The organism is Microbacterium sp. WHRI 7836 (assembly GCF_040223885.2).
Taxonomy (GTDB): domain Bacteria; phylum Actinomycetota; class Actinomycetes; order Actinomycetales; family Microbacteriaceae; genus Microbacterium; species Microbacterium oxydans.
This window is the reverse complement of sequence record NZ_CP168171.1, coordinates 2,413,595-2,431,707: the sequence shown is the minus strand read 5'-3', so window position 1 is coordinate 2,431,707 and position 18,113 is coordinate 2,413,595. Positions and strand designations below refer to the sequence as shown.

General features: G+C 67.9%; 19 protein-coding genes. 14 read left to right on the top strand and 5 right to left on the bottom strand.

Going from position 1 to position 18,113, the window contains the following annotated elements; genetic code table 11:
* Positions 1-4 precede the first annotated feature (4 nt).
* The 4 genes from ABRP18_RS11615 to ABRP18_RS11600 are packed head-to-tail and all read left to right on the top strand — an operon-like array spanning position 5 to position 4,095.
* Positions 5-934, top strand: coding sequence for an ABC transporter permease (locus ABRP18_RS11615; protein ID WP_193761644.1), 930 nt, complete (start codon positions 5-7; stop codon positions 932-934).
* Entirely contained in the window at positions 924-1,865 is a 942-nt protein-coding gene (locus tag ABRP18_RS11610) for an ABC transporter permease (protein ID WP_046749580.1), read from the top strand. Before ABRP18_RS11615 ends, ABRP18_RS11610 begins: the two co-directional genes overlap by 11 nt.
* Complete coding sequence (locus ABRP18_RS11605; protein WP_046749579.1) at positions 1,862-3,526, top strand: ABC transporter ATP-binding protein; 1,665 nt, start codon at positions 1,862-1,864, stop codon at positions 3,524-3,526. The genes ABRP18_RS11610 and ABRP18_RS11605 overlap by 4 nt, the downstream gene beginning before the upstream one ends.
* 8 nt (positions 3,527-3,534) lie before the next feature.
* Positions 3,535-4,095 (top strand): PH domain-containing protein, encoded by a 561-nt coding sequence (locus ABRP18_RS11600; RefSeq protein WP_113681686.1) that lies wholly within the window; start codon positions 3,535-3,537, stop codon positions 4,093-4,095.
* 82 nt (positions 4,096-4,177) lie between these two features.
* On the opposite strand, the gene ABRP18_RS11595 is transcribed toward ABRP18_RS11600, so the two are convergent.
* The 3 genes from ABRP18_RS11595 to ABRP18_RS11585 form a co-directional block, all read right to left on the bottom strand.
* Positions 4,178-4,396: a hypothetical protein gene (locus ABRP18_RS11595; RefSeq protein WP_046749578.1), complete on the bottom strand. Its 219-nt coding sequence runs from the start codon at positions 4,394-4,396 to the stop codon at positions 4,178-4,180.
* Positions 4,397-4,521: 125 nt separating this feature from the next.
* Positions 4,522-4,734 carry a hypothetical protein gene (locus tag ABRP18_RS11590; RefSeq protein WP_046749577.1) on the bottom strand — a complete coding sequence of 71 codons (213 nt, stop codon included), beginning with the start codon at positions 4,732-4,734 and terminating at the stop codon, positions 4,522-4,524.
* Positions 4,735-4,822: 88 nt separating this feature from the next.
* Complete coding sequence (locus ABRP18_RS11585; RefSeq protein ID WP_349884681.1) at positions 4,823-5,629, bottom strand: type II CAAX endopeptidase family protein; 807 nt, start codon at positions 5,627-5,629, stop codon at positions 4,823-4,825.
* A 102-nt stretch (positions 5,630-5,731) separates the two neighbouring features.
* Here ABRP18_RS11585 and typA point away from each other — a divergent pair, with 102 nt between their 5' ends.
* From typA to ABRP18_RS11565, 4 genes are all read left to right on the top strand, one after another.
* The gene (gene typA, locus ABRP18_RS11580) at positions 5,732-7,645 is read left to right on the top strand and encodes a translational GTPase TypA (protein ID WP_046749575.1); all 1,914 of its coding nucleotides are present in this window, start codon (positions 5,732-5,734) and stop codon (positions 7,643-7,645) included.
* Between the two features lie 268 nt (positions 7,646-7,913).
* Positions 7,914-8,738, top strand: coding sequence for a hypothetical protein (locus ABRP18_RS11575; RefSeq protein WP_046749838.1), 825 nt, complete (start codon positions 7,914-7,916; stop codon positions 8,736-8,738).
* 98 nt (positions 8,739-8,836) lie between these two features.
* Positions 8,837-9,883, top strand: a complete 1,047-nt coding sequence (gene glsA / locus ABRP18_RS11570; protein WP_193761647.1) for a glutaminase A — start codon at positions 8,837-8,839, stop codon at positions 9,881-9,883.
* Entirely contained in the window at positions 9,880-11,511 is a 1,632-nt protein-coding gene (locus ABRP18_RS11565; RefSeq protein WP_349884680.1) for an MFS transporter, read from the top strand. Before glsA ends, ABRP18_RS11565 begins: the two co-directional genes overlap by 4 nt.
* Before the next feature lie 3 nt (positions 11,512-11,514).
* Here the strand turns inward: ABRP18_RS11565 and ABRP18_RS11560 are convergent, their stop codons facing one another.
* Positions 11,515-12,063 carry a helix-turn-helix domain-containing protein gene (locus ABRP18_RS11560; protein WP_058633176.1) on the bottom strand — a complete coding sequence of 183 codons (549 nt, stop codon included), beginning with the start codon at positions 12,061-12,063 and terminating at the stop codon, positions 11,515-11,517.
* Positions 12,064-12,167: 104 nt separating this feature from the next.
* Between ABRP18_RS11560 and ABRP18_RS11555 the strand changes: the two genes are divergently transcribed.
* The 6 genes from ABRP18_RS11555 (at position 12,168) to ABRP18_RS11530 (ending at position 16,596) form a co-directional block, all read left to right on the top strand.
* Positions 12,168-12,890, top strand: a complete 723-nt coding sequence (locus ABRP18_RS11555; RefSeq protein WP_349884679.1) for an AzlC family ABC transporter permease — start codon at positions 12,168-12,170, stop codon at positions 12,888-12,890.
* Complete coding sequence (locus ABRP18_RS11550; protein WP_061018845.1) at positions 12,887-13,201, top strand: AzlD domain-containing protein; 315 nt, start codon at positions 12,887-12,889, stop codon at positions 13,199-13,201. Before ABRP18_RS11555 ends, ABRP18_RS11550 begins: the two co-directional genes overlap by 4 nt.
* 49 nt (positions 13,202-13,250) lie before the next feature.
* Positions 13,251-13,661, top strand: a complete 411-nt coding sequence (locus ABRP18_RS11545) for a hypothetical protein (RefSeq protein ID WP_046749569.1) — start codon at positions 13,251-13,253, stop codon at positions 13,659-13,661.
* Positions 13,662-13,670: 9 nt separating this feature from the next.
* The gene (fdxA, locus tag ABRP18_RS11540; RefSeq protein WP_045263079.1) at positions 13,671-13,991 is read left to right on the top strand and encodes a ferredoxin; all 321 of its coding nucleotides are present in this window, start codon (positions 13,671-13,673) and stop codon (positions 13,989-13,991) included.
* 11 nt (positions 13,992-14,002) lie between these two features.
* Positions 14,003-15,115, top strand: coding sequence for a succinyldiaminopimelate transaminase (dapC, locus tag ABRP18_RS11535; protein ID WP_349884678.1), 1,113 nt, complete (start codon positions 14,003-14,005; stop codon positions 15,113-15,115).
* Positions 15,116-15,306: 191 nt separating this feature from the next.
* Positions 15,307-16,596, top strand: a complete 1,290-nt coding sequence (locus tag ABRP18_RS11530; RefSeq protein WP_179515913.1) for a citrate synthase — start codon at positions 15,307-15,309, stop codon at positions 16,594-16,596.
* Positions 16,597-16,665: 69 nt separating this feature from the next.
* Here the strand turns inward: ABRP18_RS11530 and ABRP18_RS11525 are convergent, their stop codons facing one another.
* Positions 16,666-18,042 carry a DEAD/DEAH box helicase gene (locus tag ABRP18_RS11525; RefSeq protein ID WP_349884677.1) on the bottom strand — a complete coding sequence of 459 codons (1,377 nt, stop codon included), beginning with the start codon at positions 18,040-18,042 and terminating at the stop codon, positions 16,666-16,668.
* Between the last annotated feature and the right edge of the window lie 71 nt (positions 18,043-18,113).

Below are 18,113 nucleotides of genomic sequence, written 5' to 3'. Positions count from 1 at the left end.
AAGGATGCTCGCCTACACCCTGCGGCGACTTCTTCAGCTGATCCCGGTCTTCTTCGGTGCGACGCTTCTCATCTACGCGCTCGTCTTCCTGATGCCGGGTGACCCGATCGCGGCGCTCTTCGGTGACAAACCGCCGAGCCCGCAGCTGCTCGCCACGATCCGAGCGCAGTACCACCTGGACGACCCGTTCCTCGTCCAGTACTTCTACTACATCACCGGCGTCTTCAAGGGCGACATGGGAACGACGTTCTCCGGTGAGTCCGTGAGCACCGTGCTGGCACGCACGCTCCCCATCACGGGGCGTCTGGCCATCATGGCGATCGCGATCGAGTTCACGCTCGCGATCATCATCGGAACGCTCTCCGCGCTCCGCAAGGGCAAGCTGTTCGACCACGCCTCGCTGATCGTCTCGCTCATCTTCCTGTCGATGCCGATCTTCGTCGTCGCCTTCCTCGCGCAGTACTTTCTCGCGATCAAACTGGGCTGGTTCCGTCCGACCGTCGGTGGCCAGAACGACTGGGGTGATCTGTGGCTTCCCGCCATCGTGCTGGGGCTGAGCCTGTATGCGACCAGCATGCGGCTGATGCGCGGCTCTGTGCTCGACACCCTCAACCAGGACTGGGTGCGCACGGCGTACGGCAAGGGGCTGTCGCGTAATCGCGTGATCCCCGTGCACGTGCTGCGCAACTCCCTGATCCCGGTGATCACCAACTCGGCGACGAACTTCGGTGTGCTCCTCGTCGGAGCGACCGTGACGGAGTACATCTTCAACATTCCCGGCGTGGGGCAGACCCTGTTCCAGGCGACGTTGAGGCACGAAGGACCGACGATCGTCTCCTTCGTGACGGTGTTCGTCATCATCTACGTTCTCGTCAACCTGCTCGTGGACCTGCTCTACGGGCTGCTCGACCCGAGGATCCGCTATGTCAAGTGACCGTCCCTCCCATTACGTCGCACCGGTGGTGGCCGAACAGCCGCCGACGGATGCCATCAACGTCAAAGGCAAGCCTGCGAGTCTCTGGCGGGACGCGTGGACCGATCTGCGCCGTCGCCCGTCGTTCTGGATCTCGCTCGGCATCGTCGCGCTCATCCTGCTGATGGCCCTGTGGCCGACGCTCTTCACGCAGACGCCTCCGAACAACCAGTGTGAGCTCGGGAACTCCAATGCGGGACCGGCCGCCGGCCACCCCCTGGGCTACACGTTCCAGGGCTGCGACATCTGGTCGCGCATCGTCTGGGGCTCGCGCACATCGATCAGTGTCGGCCTGCTGGCGACGATCATCAGCTCGACTCTCGGTCTGATCATGGGTGCCTTCGCCGGCTACTACGGAGGATGGCTCGATGCCGTGCTCTCCCGCGTCGGCGACATCTTCTTCTCGATCCCCTACATCCTCGCGGCGGTCGTCGTGATGACGGTGTTCGCGCAGTACCGCAACGTCTTCACCCTCGCCCTCGCGATCGGTGGGTTCGCCTGGGCCGCGACGGCGCGTGTCGTCAGGGCGGAAGTGCTCAGAGTGAAACAAGCGGACTTCGTGATGGCGTCGGCCGCGCTGGGGAAGGGGCGTTTCGGCACCCTGCTGTCCCACGTGATCCCGAACGCGTTCGCTCCGCTGCTCGTGCTGGCGACCCTGGCACTGGCCGGCGGTATCGTCGCGGAGGCGACCCTGAGCTTCCTCGGTGTCGGTCTCGGAAGCGACGTCATGTCCTGGGGCAACGACATCAGCCAGGCACAGCGCTCGCTGCGTGTCGCGCCGATGGCACTGATCTATCCGTCGATCGCGCTCACCATCACGGTGCTCGCGTTCATCCTCCTGGGCGAGCTCATCCGAGACGCCCTCGACCCGAGGGCGAGGGCACGCCGATGAGTGAAGCAACGACCCCGCTGCTGAGCGTCCGCGATCTCACGGTCGCGTTCGACACGCAGAACGGCACACGACAGGTCCTGCATGGCATCAGCTTCGATGTCATGGCAGGGGAGACGGTCGCGATCGTCGGCGAGTCCGGTTCGGGCAAGTCGACGGCGGCGACGTCCATCATCAAACTGCTGGCCGGCACCGGAAAGGTCACCGGCGGGAGCATCACCCTGGACGGCGAGGAGCTCACGCACCTCTCCGAGCGGGAGATGGAGCGCATCCGCGGCAAGGCGATCGGCTACGTGCCGCAGGACCCGATGTCGAACCTCAACCCCGTCTGGAGCATCGGCTTCCAGGTCGAGGAGGCGGTCCGTGCCAACGGCCTCGCCCAGGGACGCGCGGCGGTCCGGGCTCGGGCGATCGAGGTGCTCCAGCAGGCGGGGCTCGCTGACGCGGCCAAGCGCCTGCGCCAGTTCCCTCACCAGTTCTCGGGCGGTATGCGCCAGCGAGCGCTCATTGGGATCGGATTGGCCGCGGACCCCCGGCTTCTGATCGCGGACGAGCCCACCTCGGCCCTCGACGTCACGGTGCAGCGCGTCATCCTCGACCACATGGCGAGCCTGACCCGCGACCGCGGAACCTCGATGCTGCTGATCACGCACGACCTCGGTCTCGCTGCCGAGCGCGCGGAGCGCCTGATCGTGATGCAGAACGGGACGATCGTGGAGTCGGGACCGAGCCGGGAGATCCTGCAGAACCCGCAGCATCCGTACACCAAGCGCCTCGTCGCCGCCGCGCCCAGCGTGGCATCCCAGCGCATCCAGGCCGTGGTCGAGGACCGCGGTGTGGAGACGCTCGAGGATCTCGCCGCCATCCCGCCCACGGTGCGCGTGGCCGGCCTCACCAAGGACTACCGCATCCGACAGGGCGGTTTCCGCAGCGAGATGTTCCGCGCCGTCGACGACGTGTCGTTCGAGATCCCGCGCGGGAAGACGCTGGCTCTCGTCGGCGAGTCGGGCTCGGGCAAGTCGACCGTCGCCAAGATGGTCCTCAAGCTGGAGGACCCGACGTCGGGGACGATCGAGATCGACGGCATGGACGTGTCCGGGTTCTCCCGCGCACAGTCCTTCGGTCTGCGCCGGCGCATGCAGCCGGTGTTCCAGGACCCGTACGGTTCTCTGGATCCGTTGCGCAATCTCGAGAACACCATCGCCGAACCGCTCGAGATCCACGGTGTGGGCGACCGCACTTCGCGTCGCGAGCGCGTGCGTGAGCTTCTGGATCAGGTGTCATTGCCGCAGGATCTGGCAACCCGCTACCCGAGCGAGCTGTCGGGTGGACAGCGCCAGCGGGTCGCGATCGCGCGTGCTCTGGCGCTCAAGCCGGACATCGTGGTGCTCGACGAGGCGGTCTCCGCTCTGGACGTGCTCGTCCAGGCGCAGATCCTCAGGCTGCTGGCCGACCTGCAGACGGAGCTGGGCCTCACCTACCTGTTCATCACGCACGACCTCGCGGTGGTGCGTGTCTCGAGCGATCTGGTCTGCGTCATGGAGCGCGGCCGGATCGTCGAGCAGGGCACGGTCGATGAGACCTTCGCGAACCCGAAGCAGGAGTACACGAGCCGTCTGCTCGAAGCGATCCCCGGTGCGTCCATCCCTCTGGGTGGCCTCTGATCGTGGCGATGCCGAACTCTCCCGAGGACGGGCGGACCTTCCGCTCGTCCTCGGGCACGGTCGTCATGGTCGTGAGCCTCGCTCTGGCGGTGTTCCTGCTCGGCGACGCCGTCGTGCGCGGAGGCTGGGGGCAGACGCTGCTCCTCGCACCGTGGGTGCTTCTCGGCCTGTGGATCATCTACGAGATCAGCTTCGTGTCGATGGTCCGCATCAGCGACGACGGGGCACTCGTCCAGAACATGCTGCGGCGCACCGAGTTCGGTTGGCACCGGGTCCGTGACATCGACCTGCAGTGGCAGCTGCGGTTCTCGCTCGACGATGACACGGAGCTCACCTGCTGGGGTGGACCGGCGCACGCGCGTCCGAGACGAAGCAAGATGCGCGACGAGGAAGTGCAGGTCTCCGCGTCGTTGCGCGGCCTGACGGACATCCGCGACCGCTGGCAGGCTGCTGCGGGTCACGCGGCGAGTGCGCCGATCCGTCGCTCCTGGGACGCCAGGGCGCTGTCAGCGCTCGGGATCATCGTCGTGTGGGCGGTCGTCGCCGTGATGATCGCCTCCGCAGGCTGAGATACTTCCCACTTCCCCGCACACGTGCCCCCTGCCGTCTCACGAGGACAGGGGGCACGTTGCAATACGGTTCGGGGCCGGTTCAGGAGTAGGAGAACCAGTACCCCGGCTGGCCGCTGCGGTGCACGCAGGAGCCGACGCTGTAGCCCTCCTGCATGAAGATCCGTCGTTCGGCCTGGCAATAGGACAGATCGGTGAACGGGCCGAACCAGCTGGCGGCCTGCGCTGCAGCGGCCCCGCCGAACACCATTCCCGTGACGAGGACGATGCCTGCGGCCGTTGCGGACAGTTTCTTCTTCATTCGAATCCCCCCGGATTGTCGTACCCACGTCGTCGTGGGTGCCCCGAGCCTAGGGGCGAGGTCCGACGGGTGTCAACGGATCGAGGCGACGGGCTGATGCCCGCCTCCTCGATCCTCGATGATGCTCAGTACGTCTGGAAGTACCAGCCTCCGGTGCCGGGGATGCAGGGGGCGGCCTTCCCCCCGCCCCTGACATAGTCGGTGCGATCGGCGTTACACTGCGCCGCCGACGAGTAGGGCCCGAAAACACTTGCCGATGCGGGCGCGACGCTGAGCAGCGTGATCCCTGCTGCGATGGCGATCGCGGCCCCCGCCTTGGTCATCCTGTTCATCTTCATGAGACTTCCCTCCGTTTTCCGTCGTTGGAAGCCTTCAGGCTAGAGCACTCCGTCAGCGAAGGGGGAGAGCCATCCCACCCGTCGTCACTCAGCCGGGGAGACCGAACAGCTCAGGCCAGATCGCCGCGGCCCATGGATACCCGACGAACGCGGCCGCGTCGATCAGGAAGTGCGCGACGAGGAAGGGCATCAGCCGCCCGCTGCGGTGATACAGCCAGCCGAAGAGCAGCCCCATCGCGAGGTTGCCGACGAACGCCGGGTATCCCTGGTACAGGTGGTAGCTCGCCCGCAGGACCGACGTGGAGATGATGATCGTCCACGGGCTCCAGCCGAGTTGCCGGAGCCGTGTGAAGAGGTATCCGAGCACCACGAACTCCTCCTGCAGGGAAGCGCGGGCCGCCGCGAGCAGGAGAACCGGGACGGTCCACCAATACGCGTCTATCCCGGCAGGATCGATGGCCACGGTCAGTCCGAGCGCCCGTCCGGCGAGGTAGAGACCGAGGCCGGGGATGCCGATCCCGAGAACGAGCAGGATGCCGCGGCCCGCATCTTTCGCGACCCCGGTCCCGTCCAATCCCAGTCCTGCCAGATGCGGGCGTCGTGACTGCCACAGCAGGAAGCACACCAGCACGACGGGGATGAGCGAGAACCCGATCGCGAGCACCTGGTAGATGAGGTCGAAGATCTCCCTGTCGCTCCGAGACGGGTTGAGCTTCGCCACCTGATCGGCTATCGGCACGTCGTCCGTGAGGCGGTAGGCCAGTTGGACGATCGCGTAGACCGCCGACTGGCCGAGACCCAGCGCCAGGACGATCGCGATCTCCCACCACAGTCGAGCACGGGAGGGGGCGGGGGAGAGGTCGGGGAGTTCCCACGGAGCCTGCGGTCGGGTCACGATCTCGATGCTACGACCTGCTTTTCAGGAACCGGCCCCGAGCTTGCGTTATCCTGGAACGTCGGCTTCCCGGCGAAACCCCACATCTTTTAGGACACCTGCATGGCGCACGCCCTCCGTTCTGACCTCCGCAACGTCGCAATCGTGGCGCACGTCGACCACGGCAAGACCACTCTCGTCGACGCCATGCTGCGTCAGACGGGTTCCTTCGGCGAACACGCTCACGTCGATGAGCGCGCCATGGACTCGAACGACCTGGAACGTGAGAAGGGCATCACGATCCTCGCCAAGAACACGGCGATCACCTACAAGGGCAAGCACGCCGGCGGCAAGGAGATCACGATCAACGTGATCGACACCCCCGGCCACGCCGACTTCGGTGGCGAGGTCGAGCGCGGCCTGTCGATGGTCGACGGCGTCGTGCTGCTCGTCGACGCCAGCGAGGGTCCGCTGCCGCAGACCCGCTTCGTGCTGCGCAAGGCTCTCGAGGCCAAGCTGCCCGTCATCCTCCTGGTCAACAAGACCGACCGTCCTGACGCGCGCATCGCCGAGGTCGAGGAAGAGGCGCACGACCTGCTGCTGGGTCTCGCGTCCGACCTGGTCGACGACGTGCCCGACCTCGACGTCGACGCTCTTCTCGACGTGCCGGTGGTCTACGCCTCCGGTCGTGCCGGCGCCGCCTCGCAGAACCGTCCCGCCGACGGCACGCTTCCGGACAACGACGACCTCGAGCCGCTCTTCGAAGCCATCCTCGAGCACGTGCCGGCGCCGGAGTACGACGACGAGCACCCGCTGCAGGCCTGGGTCACGAACCTCGACTCCAGCCCGTTCCTCGGCCGTCTCGCCCTGCTCCGCATCTTCAACGGCACCCTCAAGAAGGGGCAGACCGTCGCCTGGGTGCGCGCTGACGGCACGCACCAGAATGCGCGTGTCACCGAGCTCCTGAAGACGCGTGCACTCGAGCGCTACCCTGCCGAGTCCGCGGGCCCCGGTGACATCGTCGCCATCGCCGGCTTCGAGAACATCACGATCGGCGAGACCATCGCCGACCCCGAGGACGTCCGTCCGCTTCCGGCCATCACGGTCGACGACCCCGCCATCTCCATGACGATCGGCACCAACACCTCGCCGCTCATGGGCAAGGTCAAGGGGCACAAGCTCACGGCTCGCATGGTCAAGGACCGTCTCGACAAGGAGCTCATCGGCAACGTCTCGCTCAAGGTCGTCGACATCGGCCGTCCGGACGCGTGGGAGGTGCAGGGCCGTGGCGAGCTCGCTCTCGCCATCCTCGTCGAGAACATGCGTCGCGAGGGCTTCGAACTCACCGTCGGCAAGCCGCAGGTGGTCACGAAGAAGATCGACGGCAAGACCTACGAGCCGTTCGAGCACCTCACGATCGACACTCCGGAAGAGCACCTCGGTGCGATCACGCAGCTCCTCGCGAACCGCAAGGGTCGCATGGAGAACATGACCAACCACGGCACCGGCTGGGTGCGCATGGAGTTCATCGTCCCGTCGCGCGGCCTCATCGGCTTCCGCAGCGAGTTCCTGACCACGACCCGCGGCACCGGTATCGCGAATGCGATCTCGCACGGCTACGAGCCGTGGGCCGGCTCCATCACGACGCGTCAGAACGGCTCGATCGTCGCTGACCGTCAGGGTGTCGTCACCCCGTTCGCGATGATCGCTCTGCAGGAGCGCATGTCGTTCTTCGTGCAGCCCACGCAGGAGGTCTACGAGGGCATGGTCATCGGCGAGAACTCGCGCGCCGACGACATGGACGTGAACATCACCAAGGAGAAGAAGCTCACCAACATGCGTGCAGCGAGCTCCGACACCTTCGAGTCGATGACGCCTCCACGCCAGCTGACGCTGGAGGAGAGCCTCGAGTTCGCCCGCGACGACGAGTGCGTCGAGGTGACCCCCGAGGTCGTGCGCATCCGCAAGGTGAACCTCGACGCGAACACGCGTGCACGCGAGACCGCACGCCTGAAGCGCCAGGACGCGAGCGTCTGAGAACAGCCTCGGACACGCTCCGAGTGAGAGGGCCCCGTGCCGCCGAAAGGCGTGCGCGGGGCCCTCTTCTCATGTAAATCCCAGGTGAGGGATTGTTTTCGTTCAGGTTCATCGTTCAGAGTGGTTCACTTGCGCCTGGGACGAGCTCCCGATGAGTCTCCTTAAAGGGCGTACGACAACCCGAAAGTCGAACCCAATGCTTCAGAAGACCCGTGCGCTTCGGCGCGCCTCCGCGGCGGCATCAGCCCGTAACGCGGCCCACCGTCCCATGACCATCCTCGGCGTCGCATCGGCGACGCTGGTCGGCATCACGCTGAGCGTCGGTCTGGCCTCCACCCCCGCGGTGGGAGCCATGAGCCCTGCTGCGGCCGTCACCGCACCCGCACTGGCGGGCGCTCAGCCGCTGGCAGAGATCGCGGAGGATGCCTCCGCCACTCTGGCACAGGCGAAGGACGCGGTCACCGCAGCCGAGACCCTGAGCGCTGAGGTCGCCGCCGCCGGCCTCGATGTGGGAGCAGTGACTTCCGTCGACACCTCCGATCTCGAAAGCGACATCGAGAAGCTCGATGACACCGAGGTGACGCCGGTGCTGCTCGTAGGCGTCCTCGCCGACAAGGCGCAGGATGAGACCGCGAGCGTGGTCGCCGACACCGCGGAGCTGCGCGGGGCGCTGACCGCCGCCCAGCAGAAGCAGGCCGAGGAGGAGGCAGCGCGGGTCGCAGCGGAGCAGGCGGCGGCCCAGGCCGCCGCGGAACAGCAGGCCGCAGCCGCGCTGGCTGCAGCGAACACTCCCGAGGGGGCGAAGGCGGCCGCACAGCAGATCATGTCGAGCACGTACGGATGGGGCGGTGACCAGTTCTCCTGCCTGAACTCCCTGTGGAACAAGGAGTCCGGCTGGAACTACAAGGCGTACAACCCCAGCGGTGCCACCGGCATCCCGCAGGCGCTCCCCGGAAGCAAGATGGCCTCCGCCGGCTCCGACTGGCAGACGAACGCGGCCACGCAGGTCGCGTGGGGTCTCGGGTACATCTCGTCGGTGTACGGCACTCCCTGCAGCGCATGGTCGCACTCCCAGGCGATGAACTGGTACTGATCCCCTCCGCAACGCTGCACATGCTCTAGGTGAAGGCGGTCGTCGAGCGCTACGGTGACTCTGACGGCTGGGGGACGTCACGGATCCGAGGAGGAGATGTGCTCGACCCCGCAGCATGGCACGGCGTCCCGCAGGAGGCGTCCACCGGCGCGCTGCCGGGGTGGGACCGCGTCGAGGAGGTGGTGCGCGATGCTCACGCCCGCTACGCCGACGAGCGCCGCGGGAGCGTCGCGGACTACATCCCGGTGCTCGCGGAGGTCGATCCGGAGCTGTTCGGTCTGGCGGTGATCGAGGTCGGCGGCGGGCTGCACGACGCCGGTGATGCGTTGCATCCGTTCTCGATCCAGTCGATCTCGAAGATGTTCGTGTACGCCCTGGCCATCCAGGAGCACGGCCATGAGCGCGTGCGCGAAGTCGTCGGGGTGAACAACACCGGCCTGGCCTTCAACTCCGTGATGGCGCTGGAGCTCAACGACGGCCACCCGATGAACCCCATGGTCAACGCGGGGGCGATCGCCACGACAGCGCTCATGCCCGGTGCGACACCCGTGGAGCAGTGGGAGCGGATGCGGGAGGGGCTCTCGGCGTTCGCCGGCCGGCCGCTGAGCCTCGACGGCGTCGTGTACGCCTCGGAGGCCGCGACCAACGACCGCAACCGTGCTCTCGGACGCCTACTGCGCAGCTACGGGCGACTCGCGGGTGATCCGGACGAGGTGGTCGATGTGTACACGCGCCAGTGCGCGCTCGGGGTCACGGCTCACGACCTCGCGGTCATGGGCGCCACACTCGCCGACGGGGGAGTGAACCCCGTCACGGGCGAGCGGATCGTCTCGGCGGACGTGTGCCGCGACACGCTCGCGGTCGTCGCATCGACGGGCCTCTACGAACGCTCCGGCGACTGGCTGTTCGAGATCGGACTCCCCGCGAAGTCCGGAGTCGCGGGAGGCATCGTCGCGATCGCGCCGGGAAAGGGCGCCGTCGCGGGGTTCTCTCCTCGACTTGACGAGGCGGGCAACTCCGTCCGCTCGCAGATGGCCATCGGCTACCTGTCGCGGGCGCTCGGGCTGAACCTGTTCGCCTCGTCGGCCGTCCCCCATCCTGCGTCTTCTCCCGCCTCGCCCTCCGCACCCCTGGAGCTGTCATGACCCAGATCCCCGCACCGCAGACCCCGATCAAGACCTCGTGGCTGCCGATGGTCAGCCTCTTCCTCGCGCAGGTGCTGATGTCGTTCAACGTCGCCGCGCTGCCGATCTCGCTCGGGGGCATGGTGAGCGAGTTCGGAGTGCCGCCGACGGTCGCGAGCACGACCATCGTCATGTACGGCCTCGCCGTCGCGGCGCTCGTGATGACCGGCGCGAAGCTCGGGCAGCGGATCGGCTGGGTCGTGATCTTCCGGATCGTGATCGCGTTGTTCGCCGGTTCGTCGATCATGATGATCCTCGCTCCCACCGTGTGGTGGGCCATCGCGGGGCAGGCCGTGGCCGGGGCGGCTGCCGCGATCATCGTGCCGTCGATCGTCGCTCTCATCGCCGAGAACTACCGGGGGCCTCAGCAGGCGACCGCCATCGGCGCCATCGGTTCGGCGCGCGCGATCTCGGGCGTCAGCGCCTTCCTGATCGGAGGGACGCTGGGCACGTTGGTGGGCTGGCGACCGATGTTCTTCATCGTGCTCGGCATAGCCGTGGTGGTGTTCGCCCTGAGCTTCACCCTGCGGGGGGATCGCGGCGACGCGTCGATCCGCATCGACCTCGTCGCCTCGCTGCTCATCGGCGCGGCGATCGTGCTGCTGACCCTCGGGTTCAACAACCTGAACTCGTGGGGTGCCGTGGCGGCGACGGCCGATGCCCCCTTCTCGGTGCTCGGCCTCTCGCCGGCCCCCGTGTTCATCGTGGTCGGCCTCGTGCTCGGCCAGGCGTTCTTCCTGTGGACGAGGAAGCGGATGGCGGAGGGAAAGGTGCCCCTGATCGACCTGAGCGTCCTCGGATCCTCTCGCGAGCGCGCCGCCGTGTACGCGATGTTCATCGTGGTGGCGCTGGAAGCGTGCGTGAACTTCACGATCCCGCTCTACATCCAGATCGTGCAGGGGAGGACGCCGTTCGACACCTCGATGGCCATGATGCCGTTCAACTTGACGGTCTTCGTCACCGCCACCCTCGTGGTGCGGCTGTACAAGCGGTTCCCACCGCGCACGATCGGCGTCGTCGGGTTCATCCTCACCACGGCGGCCCTGGTGTGGCTGTCGTTCGTGGTCAACAACAACTGGGAGACGCTCCCGACGATCCTGGGCCTGATCGTCTTCGGCATCGGGCAGGGGGCGCTGGTGACCCTGGTGTTCAACGTGTTGGTGACGGCGGCTCCGGCCGAGCTCGCGGGGGATGTGGGGTCGCTGCGAGGCACCACGCAGAACCTCGCTTCGGCGGTGGGCACCGCGCTGGCCGGAGCGCTGCTGGTGTCCCTCCTCGGCCTCAGCGTCGGTCGTGCGGTCGTCGAGCATCCCGAGCTGCCGCCGTCACTCGTCGCCCAGGTCGACATGGACAACATCAACTTCATCAGCAACGACGATCTGCGCGCCGCGCTCGAGGCGACGGACGCGACGCCCGAGCAGATCGACGCCGCGGTGGTGGTGAACGAGGAGTCGCGCCTGGGCACTCTCAAGCTCGGGCTCCTTCTGCTGGCGGGGATCAGCGCGCTCGCGATCCTTCCCGCTTCCCGGCTGCCGCAGTATCGGCCGCACGAGATCCCCGATCCGTCGCCGGTCTCGGGAGGGGAGTGAGGCTCAGCGCAGCTCCGAGATGAGCACGGCTCTGGTGCCCGCCGCGGTCGCCTCGAAGACGTGGGGCGCATCCCCGGCGTAGGTCAGGTAGTCGCCCGGGTCGAGGAGGACGGGATTCTCCGCCGGGCCGATCCGCGCCTGGCCGGCCATCAGGACCACGTGCTCGATCGTCCCGGGGTGATGGGGGTCCGATCGACGAGCGTCCCCCGGCTCCGCCTGGATCAGGTAGACGTCGCGGCGTGCGCCGGGCGGGCTCGCAGACAGCAGGGTCGCGCTGTAGGCGGCAGCGGAGGACGGCACCCCGGACAAATCGTCTGCGCGGATCAGCTTCGGTGCGTTGGACTGCTGGTCGACGAGCACGGCGAAGGGCACACCCAGTGCGACGCCGAGGGCCCACAGCGTCTCGACGCTGGGGTTGCCCGAGCCGCTCTCGAGCTGGGACACCGTCGCTTTGGAGACCCCGGCCCGTCGAGCGAGTTCGGACACCGACAGGCTCGCCGCCTCACGTTCCCGACGCAGGGTGCGGGCGATGCGCGTACGAAGTTCCTCCATACGTTCATCATGTCAAACGATCGTTCGCTTGACTATGCCGCAGAACGTGTTCAGAATTATGACCATGTGTTCACCGAAGCGAACGGCAGCTCTTGGGCGGCGCGATGACCGCGGAGCGTGAGGTCCGGCGTGAGGCACTCGGCGTGGTGCTGGCGACCAGTGCGTACGGGGTCTCTTTCGGCGCGCTCGCCGTGGCGTCGGGGCTCGACGTCTGGCAGACCTGTGTGCTGAGTCTGCTGATGTTCACCGGGGGGTCCCAGTTCGCCTTCGTCGGCGTCTTCACCGCTGGGGGATTGTCGGCACTGCCTTCCGCGATCGCCTCGGCTGCGCTCCTCGGCGTCCGCAACGTCGCCTACGCCATGCGGATGTCACCCATCATCGGGGGCGGACCGGCTCGCAAGGCCGCAGCTGCGCACTTCACGATCGACGAGTCGACGGCCGTGGCGATCTCGCAGGGTGATCCTCGGCTGCGGCAGGTCGGCTTCTGGGTGACCGGGATCGGCATCTTCGTCGGGTGGAACATCACCACCCTCGTCGGGGCGCTCGTGGGCGACGTGCTCGGCGACCCCAGGACGTGGGGACTGGATGCGGCCGCAGCCGCGGCGTTCCTCGCTCTCCTCTGGCCTCGGCTCCGGCAGCGGCAGGCCGTCGCGGTCGGCGTCGCCGCGGCTGTCGTCGCCGCGGCCTTCACGCCGTTCCTGATGCCGGGCCTTCCGGTTCTGGTGGCTGCGGTCGTCGCGATCGCCGTCGGCTGGTTCGACTGGTGGGGTCGTCCCGCGGCCTCGACCGACGGTGGAGCGGACCGGGGTGCGGGGGCGGCCTCGTGACCGTGTGGAGTGCGATCCTCCTCGCCGCCCTGATCTGCCTCGCCCTCAAGGCGGCCGGATACCTGGTGCCCCCTCGGGTGCTGGAGGCGCCGCGCACCGCCCGCATCTCCGATCTGCTGACAGTGGGTCTGCTCGCGGCTCTCGTGGCCGTGCAGACCCTCGGCGACGGTCAGGCGATCACGGTCGATGCTCGCGTGCCCGCGCTGCTGGTCGCCGGCGGCCTCCTGTGGCTGCGGCAGTCCTTCCTGGTGGTCGTCGTCGCGGCGGCGGCGGTCGCAGCCCTGTTGCGTCTGTTCGGGTTCGCCGCATGACCCACCTCCCCGATCCCGTCCGGTGGAGGCTCGTCGGTAAGATCGACAGGTGCGCGTGAGCTGGGTGTCGAGAGTGTTGTCGTGGATCGCTGCCGCCCTCGTCGGCGGTGTCTACGGCGTCGCCGGCACCATCAGTCACAGTGTGATGTGGGGCCCCATCCCCATCGGCATGATCATCGCGGCCATCGCGTGCGCTGCCATCCTCATCGCCGTCCGAACCCTCACGCATGACAGGGGCGCCGCTGTCGCGGCCGGACTCGGGATGATCGGCATGCTGGTGCTGATCTCCGGGGAGGGGCCGGGCGGATCCGTCGTCGTGCCCGCCTCGTTCCTCGGGCAGATCTGGACCTATCTGGTCGCCGGAATCGTCCTGCTCGTCGTCGCCTGGCCCTCCGTCCGACGCCTCCCGGTGCGCACGGAGGCGCCTGCCGCGCAGGAACCCGAGCCGCGCGAGTCGTAGACTGAGGGGGTGACGTATGTGATCGCCCTCCCGTGCGTCGATGTCAAGGATCGCGCCTGCATCGACGAGTGCCCCGTTGACTGCATCTACGAGGGCGAACGCTCGCTCTACATCCACCCGGACGAATGCGTGGACTGCGGCGCCTGCGAGCCCGTGTGTCCCGTCGAGGCGATCTACTACGAAGACGACCTGCCCGATGAGTGGCAGGACTACTACAAGGCCAACGTCGAGTTCTTCGACGAGATCGGGTCGCCCGGTGGCGCCGCCAAGGTGGGTGTCTACTCGTTCGATCACCCGATCGTCGCGGCTCTGCCGCCTCAGGGCGAGTAGGCGCTGGCTCCGTGAGCGTCCGCGATCTCGCCGACTATCCGTGGGATGCCGTCGTCCCGTTCCGTGAGCGCGCGCAGCAGCACCCGGACGGACTGATCGACCTCTCGGTCGGTTCTCCGGTCGACCCCACCCCCGACATCATCCGCCGCGCCCTGGCCGAGGCCACGGATGCGCATGCCTATCCGCAGACGGTGGGCACGCCCACCCTGCGGGAGGCGATCGTCGAGTGGTACGCCCGGCGCAGGGGAGTGCCCGACCTCCGGGTCGACAACGTGCTCCCGACGATCGGATCCAAGGAACTCGTCGCGCTGCTGCCCACACTGCTCGGCCTGGGGGCCGGAGACATCGTCGTCCACCCGCGCGTGGCCTACCCGACCTATGAGGTCGGCGCCCGCGTCGCTGGAGCGACGCCCCTTCCCGCGGACGATCCCGCCGACTGGCCGGAGGGCACCAAGCTCATCTGGATCAACACCCCGGGCAACCCGGACGGACGCACCTGGACCGTCGATGAGCTCGCCGCTGCCGTGCGTCGTGCTCGTGAGCTCGGTGCCGTGCTCGCGAGCGACGAGTGCTATGCCGAGCTGGGCTGGGACGGCGTCTGGGCGACCGAGTCGATCCCGTCGGTCCTCGACCCGCGGGTGACGGGCGGAAGTCGTGCGAACCTGCTCAGTGTCTACTCGCTGAGCAAGCAGTCGAACCTCGCCGGCTACCGTGCGGCGTTCGTGGCCGGGTGCGCTCGTGTCGTCGGCGAGCTTCTCACTGGCCGCAAGCATCTCGGGCTGATGCCCCCGGCACCGGTGCAGCACGCGATGGCGGTGGCGCTCGCGGACGACGCGCACGTCGCCGTCCAGAAGGCTCTCTACCGCACCCGCCGCGATGCCCTGCGTCCCGCGCTGGAGGCCGCAGGCTTCCGCATCGACGGTTCGGAGGCCGGGCTGTACCTCTGGGCGACCGAGGGGCGGGACTCCTGGGAATCGATGGGACGGCTGGCCGATCTGGGCATCCTCGCCGGTCCGGGTCCGTTCTACGGCGGTGAATCCGGGCAGCATGTCCGCCTGGCCCTCACCGCATCGACGGCTCATGTGGCCGAGGCCGCGCGCCGTCTCACTGTGGCCGATATGTAGATTCCCTCCTCGGAGGGGGCGTCCCTTTGGCGGATGTCACAGTAGGCCTGTGCGACTACTAGGCTGTAAAGGCGATTCGGTCGTGACCCGACCTGGCGCCTGAGCGCCGTGAGATCGCCAGTTCAGGCTTGATCAAGATCTTGTTCGAACCCACCGCGACGAGCGGGGGCGGACACTACGAGGAGGTCCGCGTGAGTGCAGCGGCAGACCAGACGGCGAAGCTGACGATCGGCGACACGACCGCTGAATTCCCGGTGCTGCGCGGCACGGCGGGGCACGACAGCATCGATTTCTCGACGTTGACGCGGCAGACGGGCTACACCGGCCTGGACTACGGTTTCGTCAACACGGCGTCGACGAAGTCGGAGATCACGTACATCGACGGCGACAAGGGCATCCTGCGGTACCGCGGATATCCGATCGAGCAGCTCGCGGGTTCGACGAGCTACCTCGAGGTCGCGTGGCTCCTCATCTACGGCGACCTGCCCTCCGCCTCCGAGCTGGCGGAGTTCGACGAGAAGATCCGCCGGCACACCCTCCTGCACGAAGACCTCAAGCGCTTCTTCTCGGCGCTTCCGCACACGGCGCACCCGATGTCGGTGCTGTCCTCGGCGGTCGCGGCGCTCTCGACCTACTACGAGGGTCAGACCGACCCGCACAACCCGGAGCACGTCGAGCTGAACATGGTGCGCATGCTCGCGAAGCTCCCCGTGATCGCGGCCTACGCGCACAAGAAGAGCGTCGGCCAGGCCTTCCTGTACCCCGACAACTCCCTGAGCTTCGTGGACAACTTCCTGAAGCTCAACTTCGGCGTTCACAGCGAGGAGTACGAGGTCAACCCGGTGATGTCGAAGGCTCTCGAGCTGCTCCTCATCCTGCACGAAGACCACGAGCAGAACGCGTCGACGTCCACGGTCCGCCTGGTCGGTTCGACCGGAGCCAACCAGTTCGCATCCGTGTCCGCCGGTATCCAGGCTCTCTCCGGTCCGCTCCACGGCGGGGCGAACGAGGCCGTGCTGACCATGCTCGGTCAGATCCGCGACTCCGGGCAGAGCGTCTCGCGCTTCGTCGAGCGGGTGAAGAACAAGGAAGAGGGCGTGAAGCTGATGGGCTTCGGGCACCGGGTCTACAAGAACTACGACCCCCGTGCCAAGCTCGTCAAGGACGCGGCCGACGAGGTGCTCTCGTCGCTGGGCGTCACCGATCCGCTCCTCGACCTCGCCAAGGAGCTCGAAGAGCTGGCGCTGGCCGACGACTACTTCCGGGAGCGTCGCCTGTACCCGAACGTCGACTTCTACACCGGCGTCATCTACAAGGCGATGGGCTTCCCCACGCGCATGTTCACCGTTCTGTTCGCGATCGGTCGTCTGCCCGGTTGGCTGGCCCAGTGGCGCGAGCTGCAGCTCGACCCCCAGACGAAGATCGGTCGTCCGCAGCAGCTGTACACGGGATCGCCGGAACGTCAGTTCCCCACGCGCTGAGCGCGTGACGAGAAAGCGCCCCTCCCGCCGTAGCGGAAAGGGCGCTTTCTTCTTCGCCGTGCAGCGGGGTCAGCGACCCTGCGAGCCGCGACCGCCCTGGCGGGACTGACCGCTCTGCGTGGAGTACCCGCCACCCTGGCCTGCGCCGGGACGGGGGCGACGACGGCGACGCGACGGCGGGTTGGCCGCGCTGTTCCTCTCGCCGCCGGCCGGACGCTGCTTCGAGGACTGACGCTGCTGCTGCTGCGGTGCCTGCACCGGTGCCGGGCGCACGTGCGGCGCGCGCTCGGGGACGAGCTCGGCGACCGCAGCGGCGGTGACGTCCTCGAGCGGCGCCGTGATGGCGGCCTTGCGCAGAAGATCCTTGACGTCGCGGCGCTGCTCAGGGAGCACGACCGTGACGACGGTTCCGGCAGCACCGGCGCGGGCTGTGCGGCCGGAACGGTGCAGGTATGCCTTGTGCTCGACCGGCGGGTCGACGTGGACGACGAGGTCGACGTTGTCGACGTGGACGCCGCGCGCGGCGACGTCGGTCGCGACGAGCACCCGCACGCCGCCGTCCTCAGGGGCGGTCGAGAACGCACCGAGGTTGCGCTCGCGCGCGTTCTGCGAGAGGTTGCCGTGCAGGTCGACGGCGGGGATCCCCGCGGCGGTGAGCTGCTTCGCCAGCTTCTTCGCCTGGTGCTTGGTGCGCGTGAAGAGGATGCGCCGACCGGTGCCGGAGGCGAGCTCGCGCACGAGAACGGTCTTGTTGTCGGTGGAGTCGACGACCAGCACGCGGTGCGTCATCTCGCCGACGGGAACGCTCTCCTCATCGACCTCGTGGCTGACCGCGTTCGAGAGGAAGCGGCGCGCCAGGGTGTCGATACCGCGGTCCAGCGTCGCGCTGAACAGCAGGCGCTGTCCGCCGGCAGGCGTGGCCGTGAGGATGCGGGTGACGCCGGGGAGGAAGCCGAGGTCGGCCATGTGGTCGGCTTCGTCGAGCACGGTGACCTCGATCGCGCTGAGACGGAGGACCTGCTGCTTCATGAGGTCTTCCAGGCGGCCGGGGCAGGCCACGACGATGTCGACACCGCCGCGCAGTGCCTGCTCCTGCGGGCGCTGGCTGACGCCGCCGAAGACGGTCGTGACGCGAAGGCCGGCGGCCTCGGCGAGAGGAGTGATCGTCGCGGCGATCTGAGTCGCGAGCTCACGGGTGGGGGCGAGGACGAGACCACGCGGCAGGCCGGCGCGGCGCTGACCGCCGGAGGCGGCGAGGCGGGCGACGAGGGGGAGCGCGAAGGCGATGGTCTTGCCGCTGCCGGTGCGTCCGCGACCCAGGAGGTCGCGTCCGGCGAGAGAGTCGGGCAGCGTGTCGCGCTGGATGGCGAACGCCTCGGTCTTACCCGAGTCGGCGAGAACGGCGGCGAGCTCGGCGGGAACGCCGAGTTCAAGGAAAGCAGACATGCAGAAACTCCGTCAGCGCACGAATGAACGGCGCGAGATAGGGGGTGAGGTGGGCGACGGCGCGGAATCGC

Coding starts and splice junctions, on each gene's coding strand:
- ABRP18_RS11615 (WP_193761644.1), top strand. CDS start 5: ATGCTCGCCTACACCCTGCGGCGACTTCTTCAGCTGATCCCGGTCTTC.
- ABRP18_RS11610 (WP_046749580.1), top strand. CDS start 924: ATGTCAAGTGACCGTCCCTCCCATTACGTCGCACCGGTGGTGGCCGAA.
- ABRP18_RS11605 (WP_046749579.1), top strand. CDS start 1,862: ATGAGTGAAGCAACGACCCCGCTGCTGAGCGTCCGCGATCTCACGGTC.
- ABRP18_RS11600 (WP_113681686.1), top strand. CDS start 3,535: ATGCCGAACTCTCCCGAGGACGGGCGGACCTTCCGCTCGTCCTCGGGC.
- ABRP18_RS11595 (WP_046749578.1), bottom strand. CDS start 4,396: ATGAAGAAGAAACTGTCCGCAACGGCCGCAGGCATCGTCCTCGTCACG.
- ABRP18_RS11590 (WP_046749577.1), bottom strand. CDS start 4,734: ATGAAGATGAACAGGATGACCAAGGCGGGGGCCGCGATCGCCATCGCA.
- typA (WP_046749575.1), top strand. CDS start 5,732: ATGGCGCACGCCCTCCGTTCTGACCTCCGCAACGTCGCAATCGTGGCG.
- ABRP18_RS11575 (WP_046749838.1), top strand. CDS start 7,914: ATGACCATCCTCGGCGTCGCATCGGCGACGCTGGTCGGCATCACGCTG.
- ABRP18_RS11565 (WP_349884680.1), top strand. CDS start 9,880: ATGACCCAGATCCCCGCACCGCAGACCCCGATCAAGACCTCGTGGCTG.
- ABRP18_RS11560 (WP_058633176.1), bottom strand. CDS start 12,063: ATGGAGGAACTTCGTACGCGCATCGCCCGCACCCTGCGTCGGGAACGT.
- ABRP18_RS11555 (WP_349884679.1), top strand. CDS start 12,168: ATGACCGCGGAGCGTGAGGTCCGGCGTGAGGCACTCGGCGTGGTGCTG.
- ABRP18_RS11525 (WP_349884677.1), bottom strand. CDS start 18,042: ATGTCTGCTTTCCTTGAACTCGGCGTTCCCGCCGAGCTCGCCGCCGTT.